This window comes from Methylobacterium sp. BI1, from assembly GCF_056680125.1.
The window spans coordinates 3,622,538-3,634,860 of record NZ_CM155267.1; the positions used below are offsets into that span (position 1 = coordinate 3,622,538).

Sequence of the window (12,323 nt, forward strand, 5' to 3'; positions counted from 1 at the left end):
GACCATTGTATAGTTTCATACGTTGTACTTGCGTCGGCTCCGGATGCAGTCGACCACATCGTGTGCCGGGAGGCGACCATGCCCATCAGGATACCCTCACGACCAGGGTTTGACCGGGCAGCGTGCCTGACGGAGTTGAGCGCCTGCATCGCCGAGGCCGAGGCGTCCTCCTCCGCCCAGGCCGCCACGGTCCGCATCCTTTCTCGGACGGGGTACGATGCGTCCGAGGCCATCCAGGCCTTGTGGGGCGAGATGGATGCCCTCACGGCCCTGCGAGAGGTCCGAAGCTTCATCGCCTTGCGTTGAATGGGCGCCAGCCGCGATGACGTTCGCGTGAGATGGAACGCCTTGCTCCACCAACGATGCGCCGAACCCCAATGTGACTTCCTTACCCCTGGACTGATCTGGATTGTTCACTAGAACGATTCCGATCAACGGGATTGGCGAAGCTTGAACGACACTGAGGACGGCGCCCGGATCGACGCCGAGATCACCAGCACCGTCGTCGGCTCCGACCCCTTCGCCGCCGCCGTCCGCGCGACGCGCATGCCGATGGTCATCACCGACCCGCGGCTGCCCGACAATCCCATCGTCTACGTGAACGACGCTTTCGTGAAACTGACGGGCTACGCGCGCGACGAGATCCTCGGCCGCAATTGCCGCTTCCTTCAGGGCCCCGAGACGGACCGCGGGGACGTCGCGCGGGTGCGGGACGCCATCGAGCGGCGCGTGACCATCGAGATCGACCTGAAGAACCGGCGCAAGGACGGCACGGCCTTCTGGAACCGCCTCCTCGTCTCGCCCGTCTTCGCGCCCGACGGCGAGCTCACCTACTTCTTCGCCTCGCAGTACGACGTGACCCTCGAAAAGGAGCGGCTCGTGCTCCTGAAGAAGGACCGGGATGCGCTCGAAGCCGAGGCCGCGCGCCGGTCCCTGGAACTGCTGCAGAGCGAGGAGCGCCTCCGGTTCACCCTGAAGGCCGGCCGCCTCGGAGCCTGGACCCTCGACCTCGGCGTCATGCGCCTGATCTCGTCGGATGGGTTCAAGGAGAACCTCGGGCGCTCGCCGAACGATACGCTGACCTACGAGGAGATGCTCGCGGCCATCCATCCGGAGGACCTCCCGAGGAAGCTCGCGGCCCGAGACGCGGCCATCGCCGGGCATTCGGATTATGACGTCGAGATCCGGGTCATCACCCCTCATGGCGAGACCCGTTGGCTGCAGTTCCGCGGGCAGGCCTCGTACCGGGCGGACGGGACGCCCCTGAGCATCGCCGGCATCAGCCTCGACATCACGGACCGCAAGCGGGCAGAGGAGCACCGCGACCTCCTGGCGGGCGAACTCAGCCACCGCATCCAGAACACCCTGGCGACGGTGCAGTCCATCGCCCGGCAGACGCTGCGGGGGGCGGCCTCGCTGGAAGAGGCCGGGGTCGCGATGGAGGCCCGGCTGCGGTCGTTGTCGGCCGCCACGGAGATGCTGGCCCGCGGCAGCGGCGAGTGGGCGACCCTGACGGAGGTGGTCATCGCGGCCCTGCACCCGTTCGGCGTCGAGCAGGACCACCGCTTCAAGATCGGCGGCCCGATCCTGCGCCTCGCGCCGCGCGTCGCCCTGGCCTTCAGCCTCGCGATCCACGAACTCGCGACGAACTCCGTCAAGTACGGGTCCCTCTCATCGGACGATGGACGCGTCATCGTGAGCTGGGACGTCGTGGACGGCTCCAATCCGGACCGGCTTTGGTTCCAGTGGCAGGAGGTAGGCGGCCCCCGGGTCTCGCCCCCGACGCGAACAGGCTTCGGCTCTCGAATGATCGAGCGGGCCCTGGCCCGAGAGATCGGCGGCAAGGCGGAGATCGAGTATCGGCCGCGCGGTGTCGTGTTCACGGCCGAGGCGCCGCTGCCGGAGATCACGCGGGACTGAGCGACGGCGGGAGCTTTTTGTCGGTTCGGACGTATCGCATCCATGGACGCCTCCCCTGCCTCCCTGCCGCCGTTTGCCCTCGTGGTCGAGGGGAACATCCTCGTGCGGATGGACGCCGCGGACATCCTTGAGCAGGCGGGCTTCCGGGTCCTCGACGTCGCGACGGCCGATATGGCCATGCAGGTCCTGCAGCGGCACGGCCACGAGTTGAACCTGCTGTTTACGGCCGTCGGGCTTCAAGGCACCCACAACGGGTTCGCGCTGGCACGCCGAGCCGCGGCGGACCACCCGCACATCAGCGTGGTGGTGGCCTCGGGCCATGACCGGCCGGGTCCGGGCGAGCTGCCGGACACCGCCTGCTTTATCGAAAAGCCCTTCAGCGCGGAGATCGTCCATGCACATCTGCAGCGGATCATGCCCGACGAGCGGAAGCCTGCGCCCCTGAGGGAGAAGCAGGCGTCCAGCCACTGACGGTGTTCCATCCGACACAAGCCGCCGAACTTGATCTACGACAGGGACGGATTGCGTCGGACGTGCAGGGCTAAGATCCCGGCCGAAGAACCATTCCGAGCGACATGCGATGCCCCGATTCTACTTCGATTTCCAGAACGGAACCTCACGCATCGACGATGAGGAGGGCGTCGAGTTGGAGGGCCTTGAGACCGGTCGGCGCGAGGCGCTGAGGACCCTGGGCGAGGTCGCCAGGGAGGCGCTGTCCAAGGGGGACGAGCAGACGTTGCGTGCGTCCATCCGGGATGCGAATGGGCATGTCGCCTACACGGCGACGGTGACGGTTACCGGCACGTGGCACCCGACATCCATCGACCCTGTCAGCCGCCCTCGGGAGCGAGGTTGAGGTAGGTCGGGTCGAACTCGGCGATGGACGTCAGCCTCGGTAGGTCGAGGATCGTGAGGCGACGCTCGGCGAGCCGGATGATGCGCTGATGACGAAGCTCCTGCAGCGAGCGGTTGGTATGGACGCCGGACAGACCGAGCGTGTGGGCCAGATCGACCTGCGTGACGGGCAGGGAAAAGCTGTTGCCGTTCGTGAGCCCGACTGCGCGGAGGCGATGGAAGAGCTCACAGATCAGATGGGCGAGGCGCTCAACGCCGGACCGGCAGCCGAGGTTGAGCAACCACTCGCCGTAGGTGGCTTCCTCGATGAGCGACAGCATTCGCGCGGCCTGGGACAGAGCCTGCGATTGGTAGATCGTCTCATTCAGGACCCTGGGCGACAGGCGCGCGATCCGGCAGGGCGTGATCGTTGAGACGCCATGTGGCATCCGGTCCTGGAAGACCGCGTCGAGATCGCTCAAATCCCCTGGCAGCAGGTACGCCGTGATCTGACGCCGGCCGTTGGAGCGCTGCTTGTAGCGACAGGCGATGCCCTCAAGGATGAGGATGGCGCCGTCCGGATCGCTCCCCTCGACAATCAAATCCGTCCTGGCGCCGACGGGCCGTGCTTCGGCCTCGACGCGTCCCAGCCATTCCCTGTCCGCGGCGGATAGGACGACCAAGCGTTCCAGCTTCCGGATGGCAGGGTTCGGCCTCGTCTGCACCGAGCGTTCGTCCAAGGCCGCTCAATGCTCCCGTTGGCGCGAACCTCTCGACACAATGTCCAGGCGCGTCTCAGAAAGGATTTTATTCGAAATTGCGTTCGATGATACAGGCATCACGAAAGCGAGATCAGTGATTATTCCTGGCTCGGGACAATCAGGCCGTTGAACATCAGCGTCGCCGTGTAGACGGTCTCGTGCCTCTCGTTCCGGACGCGGACGGTCAGGGTGAGGTGGTCGCCGTCCTCGGGGAGTATCTCCCCCGCGATGGCAGGAAGGGCGCGCTTTGCCTCGCGGCGGACGGCATCGAAGTCCGCGCATTCCAAGCCGTCCTCGTCGAGCCGGAACGAGCCGTCATGGATGTCGAAGAAATAGCGGGCCATGCCGGTCTCCACACGCAGCGGGCGGGAGCACACGCGGTCTCACAGGCGCGGAGAGCCAAGGATCGGGCCGCGATGGTACGGTTCTATACGGTTCTCGTGGAATTGCACCCGGGGCGTTGGCCCCGCCGGCGTTCCTTCGAAACCGGGGCGATGCCGTCCCAGGACATGGCTGCCGATGGCCGTCCGAACCCTTCCCTCTAACGCAAGGAAAATGTTCGGTTCTCCCCAGGGATCCACAGCGCCACGAGCCGGCTCAAGCGTGGCCGCTTGTACGGAACCCGCCCTGCGTGTTCATGTTTTGTTCGTGGATTCGCGGAGCAGGCGCATGCAGGTCATCGACGTCGTCATCGGCATGCCCATGCCGGTTCCCATTCTGGCAAAGGCGGTGCGGGCGGGCTTCCCGAGCCCGGCGGACGACTTCATCGAGGAGGAGATCGACCTTCAGCGCCTGCTGATCGCGAACCGTCCGGCGACCTTCGTGGTGCGGGTTTCGGGTGACAGCATGATCCTCGCGCGCCTGTTCGACGGGGATCTGGCCGTGGTCGACCGCTCGCTGACCCCGCGCAACGGCGACATCGTGGTGGTGGACATCGACGGCGAGCGCTCGTTCAAGATCTGGAAGCGGCAGGGGCCGCGAATCACCCTTCACTTCGCCAACCCGCGCTTCCCGGAGTTCCGGCTCTCGCCCGATGCCGTCATCGAGGTTTGGGGCGTGGTCTCGGGCTCGGTGAACCCAAGGCGCCGCGGGGAATGAGCGCCCGGGCCTACGCCCTCTCGGACGGCAACAGCTTCTACTGCTCGTGCGAGCGGGTGTTCGACGCCCGGCTCGCCAAGGTGCCCGTGATCGTGCTGTCCAACAACGACGGCTGCGCGATTGCCAGAACCTCGGAGGCCAAGGCGCTCGGCATCGGCATGGGCGAGCCCTGGTTCAAGATCCGGGACATGTGCAAGGCGAAAGGCGTGCGGGTCTACTCGTCGAATTATGCCCTCTACGGAGACATGTCGGCCCGGGTGAATGATATCTACCGGGGCTTCTCGCCACGCATCGAGATCTACTCCATCGACGAGAGCTTTTTGGACATCTCGGACGTGCGCCCGTCCGACCGCGAGACCCTGTGCCGGGACATGCGGGAGACCGTGCGCGCCTGGACGGGCATCCCGACCTGTGTCGGCATTGGCCCGACCAAGACACTTTCCAAGCTCGCCAATCACATCGCCAAGAAGGTGCCCGAGCTCGGGGACGTGTGCGACCTGACCGACCCGGTCCAGTACGACCACTGGATGGTGCGCATCCCGCTGGAGGACCTCTGGGGGATCGGGGCGGCCTCGGCACGGCGGCTCCAGGCGCTCGGATGCGACAGCGTCGCCGACGTGCGCGACTTAGACCCGCGCGTGGCTCGCAAGGCGATGACGGTGGTGGGCGAGCGTATGGTGCACGAGCTCAGGGGCACGCCCTGCCTCGACCTGGAAACGGTGGCACCGACGCGGAAGGGCTGCGCCGTGACCCGGTCGTTCTCGAACCGGGTCGAGGACCGGGTGACGATGGAGGAAGCCGTTGCCACGCACGCGTCCAGGCTCGGCGAGAAACTCCGGCGCGAGGGCCTGGCGACGAACCACGTCACCGTCTTCTTCCATACGTCGGAGCACGACCGGGGCCGGCCGCAGCGCTCGGTCTCGACGGTGGTGAGCCTGCCCGAGGCGACGAACGACACCCTGGCGCTGGTGAAGGCGGCGACGCATGGCGTCCGCAAGACCTGGCGGGACGGGTTTCGCTATTCCAAGGCTGGCGTGGTCACCACCGACCTGACGCCGCTTGCGACCTCGCAACGGGCAATGCCGGGGCTGGGCCAGCTCGACCGCGAGATGGGGGCGGCCCTGATGGAGGCGCTCGACGCCTGCAATCGCCGCTTCGGGCGCGGGGCCGTCGTTCCGGCCGCCGCGGGGTTCGCGCCCAAGCGCGAATGGTCGACCAAGTTCGAGATGCGCTCGCCGCGCTACACCACCAGGGTCGACGAGATCCCGGTCGTCCTGGCGGCCTGACTGGCATTGTGGACGCCAGGGGCAAGGACTTGCCTCTGACCAAAGTCCAGGCGATCACGGCCACCCGAAGGAATCATTAACCATGAAACGCATGCCGCTGCTTCCGAACGACTGACCCCGGAGAGCGACGCCTCGTGCCCAGCCTCCGCCAACGCGAGAGGCTTCAATGACCCAAACTTTCTTCACCTCGGATTCCCATCACTGGATGCCTACGACCGGCACGACGGATCTGTGCAAGCCAATCCGCAACCACGTGACGACGTGATAGATGCCGGCGGCACGCAGGATGTCGTTGGTCTCGGCGCTGATCAGCCCGCGCTTGCCCGTCACCAGGGCGGCCGCCACCGCTCCGGCCTGCCCGCCATTGGCATCGGTGATGCGGCGCGTGAGGGCATTTCGCGCCGTGTCGACGGCGGCCGCGAGGCGAATCTCCCAGTCCGCAATCTCTGCTGGAGGCCGCAACTCGACCTTGCCGACGAGGGACCCCACTGCGCCGATCCCACGGAAGAAGGCATCCCGGGCGAAGTCGTAGCCTCCGGGGCGGGCCGCCTCGGGGGGCGGGAGCAGGCGCGCCGTTGCGGCGATGCGGTCGCCCGGCTTCAAGGTGTTCGCCTTCCGGTAGGAGACGCGCACCCGGACCGGGCGGACCTCGACGCCGAGATTGGCGAAGCTCTCGACGCGGATGATCAGGCGTGCCCCCGCCTCTCGCTCGTCCAGCCCTTCGATGGTGCCGACCATGGGACCGATCGTGGTGCGGGCGAGGATCGGTGCGTCGACCCAGCGGACCCGCGCGGCGCCCGCCGCGAAGCCCAGGAGGGCCGCGATGACCGCGAGCACCAGGGCCAGACCGAACGGGCGCGCAACGAGGAACGGCGTCGTCGCGGCGAGCAAAGCGGCAGCGAAGAGCGGCGCCAGGAGGGACGGTGTCCCCTGCGTACCGAGGAAGTACGCGAGGATGCCGCATCCGAACGCCACGGCGAGCCAGGCGAAGAGCCGACGCTGCTCGATCTCACGGTTCCATCCGGCACGGAGCCAGTCGCGGATCGACCCGGCGCTCGGTCGACGCGCCGCGAGGTGGCGCGTGATGCGCCCCATCGCCGCCGCCGCACGCGCCTGCGCCATCGCGAGACCTCCAGGGTTGCGCCCGTGACCCGAGGCCGGTGATCCGCCCTGCGCGCTTTGGAACAGGACGATTTCTTAACGCATGCCCGCGCGCATGCTACACGCGCGGTTCCGGGCCGGTCGATCCGCTTCCCGCCCGTATCACGAGCCACTCAAGTCCAGATTGATGTCGTCAGCCGTCGTCACGCGTTTCGCGCCCTCGCCCACGGGCTACCTTCACATCGGCGGGGCTCGCACGGCCCTGTTCAACTGGCTCTATGCCCGCCGATTCGGCGGCCGCATGCTGCTGCGCATCGAGGACACCGATCGTGAACGCTCGACGCAGGGCGCCATCGACGCGATCCTGGACGGCATGCGCTGGCTGGGGCTCGATTGGGACGGCGACGTCATCTACCAGTACGCCCGCGCCGCCCGCCATCGCGAAGCCGCCGAGGGCCTGCTGGCCTCCGGCAATGCCTATCGCTGCTACGCGACGCCCGACGAACTGACGGCGATGCGCGAGGCTGCGCGGGCGGAGGGACGCCCCCTGCGCTACGACGGCCGCTGGCGCGACCGCGACCCGTCCGAGGCGCCCGCCGGCGTCAAGCCGGTGATTCGCCTGCGCGCACCGACCGATGGCGAGACCGTGGTCGAGGACGGCGTGCAGGGACGGGTCGTCTGGCAGAACAAGGATCTCGACGACCTCGTCCTGCTGCGTTCGGACGGCAACCCGACCTACATGCTCGCCGTCGTGGTGGACGACCACGACATGGGTGTCACCCAGGTCATCCGCGGCGACGACCACCTGACCAACGCGGCGCGGCAGCGCCAGATCTACGACGCGCTCGGCTGGGCGGCGCCGGCCATGGCGCATATCCCGCTGATCCACGGGGCGGACGGCGCCAAGCTGTCGAAGCGCCACGGGGCCCTGGGCGTCGATGCCTACCGCGACCTCGGCTACCTGCCGAGCGCCCTGCGCAACTACCTCGTGCGCCTGGGCTGGAGCCACGGGGATCAGGAGGTGTTCTCCACGGAGGAGATGATCGCCGCCTTCGACCTGAAGGCCATCGGACGATCGCCCGCACGCTTCGACTTCGCGAAGCTGGAAAACCTCAACGGCCTCTACATCCGCGGCGCGGCCGATGCGGACCTCGTGGCGGCGATCGACGACGTGTTGCCGGCGCTCGGTCCGGCACGGGGGATCGCGGTGCCCATGAGCCCGGCTCTGCGCGAGACCCTCACCGCCGCGATGCCCGGCCTGAAGGAGCGGGCCAAGACTCTCGTCGAGCTCCTGGACAGCGCCTACTATCTCACCGCGTCCCGACCCCTCGTGCCCGACGAGAAGGCGAAGGGTCTGCTCGGCGAGGAGGCCCGGGGTCGCCTCGCGGCCCTCCTGCCGGCCCTCGAGGCGTTGCCCGCGTGGACCGCCGCCGCCACCGAGGGCGCCGTCCGACAGTTCGCCGAGGCGAATGGCCTGAAGCTCGGCCAGATCGCGCAGCCCCTCCGGGCGGCGCTCACCGGCCGCGCGACCTCACCGCCGGTCTTCGACGTGATGGCCGTGCTCGGCCGGGAGGAGTGCCTCGGCCGGCTCGGCGATCAGATCGGCTGACCACCGCACTGCACCAAAATGCCGGTTCGTCTCCCCGGTCAGGGTGGAAGAATGACAAATCGGCCCGGATTTCGCTTCGACGTCGAGGTGAGCCGGGCCGTCGGTTGATGACGGTCCGCCGATCCGCTACCCCCATGCTCGTGTGAGCAAGTGCAGCATGCGCTGCCTTTGCACCCCGGACCCGGGTGGTCGATTGCATCGCCACGCGGGCCGACGCCGCCCCGCTGCCACGAAAGGGTCCAGGTCTCCATGAGCGCCTCCAGCACGATCACCGTGGGCGACAACCACGTCGAACTTCCGATCAAGACCGGCACCATCGGGCCGGACGTGATCGATATCGGCAAGCTCTACGCGAAGACGGGCAAGTTTACCTTCGATCCCGGCTTCACCTCCACCGCCTCCTGCGAGTCGAAGATCACCTACATCGACGGCGATGCGGGCGTTCTCCTCTATCGTGGCTACCCCATCGAGCAGATCGCCGAGCACGGCGACTTCCTCGAAACCTGCTACCTGATGCTGTTCGGCGAGTTGCCGACCCCGGCCCAGAAGGCGGATTTCGACTACCGGATCACGCGCCACACCATGGTGCATGACCAGATGAACCGCTTCTTCCAGGGGTTCCGCCGCGACGCGCACCCGATGGCGATCATGGTCGCCTGCGTCGGCGCGCTCTCGGCCTTCTATCACGACTCCACCGACATCTCGGACGACCAGCAGCGCATGGTCGCGTCGATGCGGATGATCGCCAAGATGCCTACCCTGGCGGCGATGGCCTACAAGTATTCGATCGGCCAGCCGTTCGTGTATCCCAAGAACGATCTCGACTATACCTCGAACTTCCTGCGGATGTGCTTTGCGGTTCCGTGCGAGGAGTTCAAGGTCAACCCGATCTTCGCGCGCGCGCTCGACCGGATTTTCATCCTCCACGCCGATCACGAGCAGAACGCCTCGACTTCGACCGTGCGTCTGGCGGGCTCCTCGGGGGCCAATCCCTTCGCCTGCATCGCGGCCGGCATCGCCTGCCTCTGGGGACCCGCCCATGGCGGCGCCAACGAGGCGGCCCTGAAGATGCTCGAGGAGATCGGGCATCCGGAGAACGTGGCCAAGTACGTGGCCAAGGCCAAGGACAAGAACGACCCCTTCCGCCTGATGGGCTTCGGCCACCGCGTCTACAAGAACTACGATCCGCGCGCGCGCATCATGCAGAAGACCACCCACGAGGTGCTGGGCCAGCTCGGGATCAAGGACGACCCGCTGCTCGAGGTCGCGGTGCAGCTGGAGCAGATCGCCCTCAAGGACGACTACTTCATCGAGAAGAAGCTGTATCCGAACATCGATTTCTACTCGGGCATCACCCTGAAGGCGATGGGCTTCCCGACCTCGATGTTCACGGTGCTGTTCGCCCTGGCCCGCACCACCGGCTGGATCGCCCAGTGGGCCGAGATGATCGAGGACCCCTCGCAGAAGATCGGCCGTCCGCGCCAGCTCTACATCGGTCCCGACAAGCGCGAATACACCCCGATCGATCAGCGCGCCTGATCCGACCCCGCGCCGCGCCGGAGACCCTCCGGCGCGGCGTTCGTCCGTCCGTCGCGACTTGTTCGTCCGTCGCGAAACGTGCGGCGACCCGCGGCGCCGCCCGCCTAGTGCGGGCGCGCGCGGTCGACGATGGCCCGGGCGGCCGCGAAGGCCTCGTCGGGGTCGAGTTCGGTGGTATCGAGAATGACGGCGTCGGCCGCCGCCTTCAGCGGCGCCGTGGACCGCTGCGCGTCCCGCGCATCCCGGGCGACGATATCGTCGAGAATGGCGCCGAGGCTCGCCGATTCCCCGCGCCGCAGCAATTCGAGGTGGCGGCGCCGGGCGCGCTCCTCCGGTGCTGCCGTGATGAAGAGCTTCACCTGCGCGTTGGGGCAGACCACGGTCCCGATATCGCGCCCATCGAGCACCGCGCCGCTGGCATCGCCGGCGAAGCGCTGTTGCCAGGCCAGGAGGGCGGCCCGCACGGCGGGCACCGCCGAGATGCGGGAGGCCGCCTCGCCCATGGCGCGCTCGCGCAGGCGCGGATCGGCGAGCCGGTCTGCGATCAGGCTGGAGGCTGCCCGCGCCGCGGCCTGATGATCGTCGAGGCTGTGGCCGGAATCGATCACCGTCAGGGCGACGGCCCGGTAGAGCAGTCCGGTATCGAGGTGCGGCAGGCCGTAATGGGCGGCCAGCCGCTTGGCGAGGGTGCCCTTGCCGGAGGCGGCGGGGCCGTCGATCGCGATCACCATCGGCATCGCGCTCACCCCTCGATCCGGCCGCCGAGACCCTGCATCGTCGGCAGGAAGCTCGGGAAGCTCGTGGCGATCATCGCGCCGTCGTCGACCGTCACCGGCTCCCGGGTGGCGAGGCCCATCACCAGGAACGCCATGGCGATGCGGTGGTCGAGGTGGGTCGCCACCGTGCCGCCGCCCCGGGCCGGCTCGCCGGTGCCGTGAACGACGAGATCGTCACCCTCGACGAGGTAGGCGACGCCGTTGGCGCTGAGTCCGTCCGCCACGGCCGCGAGGCGGTCGGATTCCTTCACCCGCAGTTCGTGCAGGCCTCGCATCCGCGTGGTGCCCTCCGCGAAGGCGGCGGCCACGGCGAGCACCGGGTACTCGTCGATCATCGCCGGCGCGCGCTCCGGGGGGACGTCGACGCCCTTGAGGCGGCTCGCCCGCACGCGCAGGTCGGCGACGGTCTCGCCGCCCTCCTCCCGCTCGCGCAGGCGCTCGATGTCGGCGCCCATCTCGATCAGGGTGGTGATGAGGCCGATCCGCAGGGGATTCATCATGACGCCTTCCAGCGTCACCTCGGAGCCCGGCACGATCAGCGCCGCCACCAGGGGGAAGGCCGCCGACGAGGGATCGGCGGGCACGATCACCTTGGTGCCCCGCAGCCTGGGCTGCCCCGTGAGCGTGATCGTCCGCCCGTGTCCGTCGGGGCCGTGGGGGGTCACCGTCACCTCTGCGCCGAACAGGCGCAGCATCCGCTCGGTGTGATCGCGGGTGGCCGCGGCCTCGATCACCGTCGTGGTTCCGGGGGCGTTCAGGGCAGCCAGCAGCACGGCCGATTTGATCTGGGCCGAGGCCACGGGCGTCTCGTAGGTGATCGGGATCGCCTCGCGGGGGCCGCGCAGGGTCAGGGGCACGCGGCCACCCTCCTCCTCGCTCACCACCTCGGTCCCCATCCGCACCAGCGGATCCAGGATGCGGCGCATCGGCCGCTTGCGCAGGGAGGCATCGCCGTCGAAGGTCGCGGTGACGGGCTGCCCGCCGACGACGCCCATCATCAGCCGCGAGCCGGTGCCGGCATTGCCGAAGTCGAGCATGTCCTCGGGATCGCTCAGCCCGCCGATCCCGACGCCGCGCAGGCGCCAGCGCCCCTCGCCCACCCGCTCCACGTCGGCCCCGAGGGCCTTGGCGGCGGCCGCGGTGCGCAAAACGTCGTCGCCCTCGAGAAGGCCCTCGACATTGGTCTCGCCGATGCTGAGCAATCCGAGAATCATCGCGCGGTGCGAGATGGACTTGTCCCCCGGAGGCCGCAGGCTGCCCTGGAGGGGCAGGCCCGCATGGGCGGTCAGGGGGTGCGGCTGGGAATCATGGGACACGGGCGTCGACTTTTCAGCTGGGCGCAGGGGCGCCTGCGAGCATGGCAGGCGCGCCGATCAGGGCGCCGGTTAACATGCGTCGC

12 protein-coding genes and 1 pseudogene are annotated in these 12,323 nt (G+C 68.2%); 8 read left to right on the forward strand and 5 right to left on the reverse strand.

Going from position 1 to position 12,323, the window contains the following annotated elements; all coding sequences use genetic code 11:
- Positions 1-135: 135 nt before the first annotated feature.
- From AC1MGR_RS17110 to AC1MGR_RS17125, 4 genes are all read left to right on the forward strand, one after another.
- Positions 136-306, forward strand: coding sequence for a hypothetical protein (locus AC1MGR_RS17110; protein ID WP_480232341.1), 171 nt, complete (start codon positions 136-138; stop codon positions 304-306).
- Between the two features lie 144 nt (positions 307-450).
- Entirely contained in the window at positions 451-1,920 is a 1,470-nt protein-coding gene (locus tag AC1MGR_RS17115) for a PAS domain S-box protein (protein WP_480232342.1), read from the forward strand.
- A gap of 42 nt (positions 1,921-1,962) precedes the next feature.
- Complete coding sequence (locus AC1MGR_RS17120) at positions 1,963-2,391, forward strand: response regulator (RefSeq protein ID WP_200930223.1); 429 nt, start codon at positions 1,963-1,965, stop codon at positions 2,389-2,391.
- A 109-nt stretch (positions 2,392-2,500) separates the two neighbouring features.
- Entirely contained in the window at positions 2,501-2,776 is a 276-nt protein-coding gene (locus AC1MGR_RS17125; RefSeq protein ID WP_056379116.1) for a DUF6894 family protein, read from the forward strand.
- On the opposite strand, the gene AC1MGR_RS17130 is transcribed toward AC1MGR_RS17125, so the two are convergent.
- Entirely contained in the window at positions 2,751-3,494 is a 744-nt protein-coding gene (locus tag AC1MGR_RS17130; RefSeq protein WP_480232343.1) for a Crp/Fnr family transcriptional regulator, read from the reverse strand. The two genes, AC1MGR_RS17125 and AC1MGR_RS17130, sit on opposite strands and share 26 nt — an antisense overlap.
- Before the next feature lie 119 nt (positions 3,495-3,613).
- Complete coding sequence (locus AC1MGR_RS17135; protein ID WP_480232344.1) at positions 3,614-3,859, reverse strand: DUF6894 family protein; 246 nt, start codon at positions 3,857-3,859, stop codon at positions 3,614-3,616.
- 325 nt (positions 3,860-4,184) lie between these two features.
- Here AC1MGR_RS17135 and AC1MGR_RS17140 point away from each other — a divergent pair, with 325 nt between their 5' ends.
- A complete protein-coding gene (locus AC1MGR_RS17140; protein ID WP_480232345.1) occupies positions 4,185-4,613 on the forward strand; it encodes a LexA family protein in 429 nt (142 codons plus the stop codon).
- Positions 4,610-5,899: a Y-family DNA polymerase gene (locus AC1MGR_RS17145; protein ID WP_480232346.1), complete on the forward strand. Its 1,290-nt coding sequence runs from the start codon at positions 4,610-4,612 to the stop codon at positions 5,897-5,899. Before AC1MGR_RS17140 ends, AC1MGR_RS17145 begins: the two co-directional genes overlap by 4 nt.
- A 252-nt stretch (positions 5,900-6,151) precedes the next feature.
- Here the strand turns inward: AC1MGR_RS17145 and AC1MGR_RS17150 are convergent.
- Positions 6,152-7,021, reverse strand: a pseudogene (locus AC1MGR_RS17150) (DUF4131 domain-containing protein); the annotation flags it as partial.
- A gap of 166 nt (positions 7,022-7,187) precedes the next feature.
- Here AC1MGR_RS17150 and gltX point away from each other — a divergent pair.
- Positions 7,188-8,609 carry a glutamate--tRNA ligase gene (gene gltX, locus AC1MGR_RS17155; RefSeq protein ID WP_108037391.1) on the forward strand — a complete coding sequence of 474 codons (1,422 nt, stop codon included), beginning with the start codon at positions 7,188-7,190 and terminating at the stop codon, positions 8,607-8,609.
- A 249-nt stretch (positions 8,610-8,858) separates the two neighbouring features.
- Positions 8,859-10,148 carry a citrate synthase gene (gltA, locus tag AC1MGR_RS17160; protein ID WP_108037393.1) on the forward strand — a complete coding sequence of 430 codons (1,290 nt, stop codon included), beginning with the start codon at positions 8,859-8,861 and terminating at the stop codon, positions 10,146-10,148.
- Between the two features lie 104 nt (positions 10,149-10,252).
- Here the strand turns inward: gltA and cmk are convergent, their stop codons facing one another.
- Complete coding sequence (cmk, locus tag AC1MGR_RS17165) at positions 10,253-10,885, reverse strand: (d)CMP kinase (RefSeq protein ID WP_480234825.1); 633 nt, start codon at positions 10,883-10,885, stop codon at positions 10,253-10,255.
- Between the two features lie 5 nt (positions 10,886-10,890).
- Positions 10,891-12,240: a 3-phosphoshikimate 1-carboxyvinyltransferase gene (gene aroA, locus AC1MGR_RS17170; RefSeq protein ID WP_480232347.1), complete on the reverse strand. Its 1,350-nt coding sequence runs from the start codon at positions 12,238-12,240 to the stop codon at positions 10,891-10,893.
- Positions 12,241-12,323 lie beyond the last annotated feature (83 nt).

Bases quoted from the DNA above. Each gene is read 5' to 3' on its own strand.
- AC1MGR_RS17120 (WP_200930223.1), top strand. From the start codon at position 1,963: ATGGACGCCTCCCCTGCCTCCCTGCCGCCGTTTGCCCTCGTGGTCGAG.
- AC1MGR_RS17125 (WP_056379116.1), top strand. From the start codon at position 2,501: ATGCCCCGATTCTACTTCGATTTCCAGAACGGAACCTCACGCATCGAC.
- AC1MGR_RS17135 (WP_480232344.1), bottom strand. From the start codon at position 3,859: ATGGCCCGCTATTTCTTCGACATCCATGACGGCTCGTTCCGGCTCGAC.
- AC1MGR_RS17140 (WP_480232345.1), top strand. From the start codon at position 4,185: ATGCAGGTCATCGACGTCGTCATCGGCATGCCCATGCCGGTTCCCATT.
- AC1MGR_RS17145 (WP_480232346.1), top strand. From the start codon at position 4,610: ATGAGCGCCCGGGCCTACGCCCTCTCGGACGGCAACAGCTTCTACTGC.
- gltX (WP_108037391.1), top strand. From the start codon at position 7,188: ATGTCGTCAGCCGTCGTCACGCGTTTCGCGCCCTCGCCCACGGGCTAC.
- gltA (WP_108037393.1), top strand. From the start codon at position 8,859: ATGAGCGCCTCCAGCACGATCACCGTGGGCGACAACCACGTCGAACTT.
- cmk (WP_480234825.1), bottom strand. From the start codon at position 10,885: ATGCCGATGGTGATCGCGATCGACGGCCCCGCCGCCTCCGGCAAGGGC.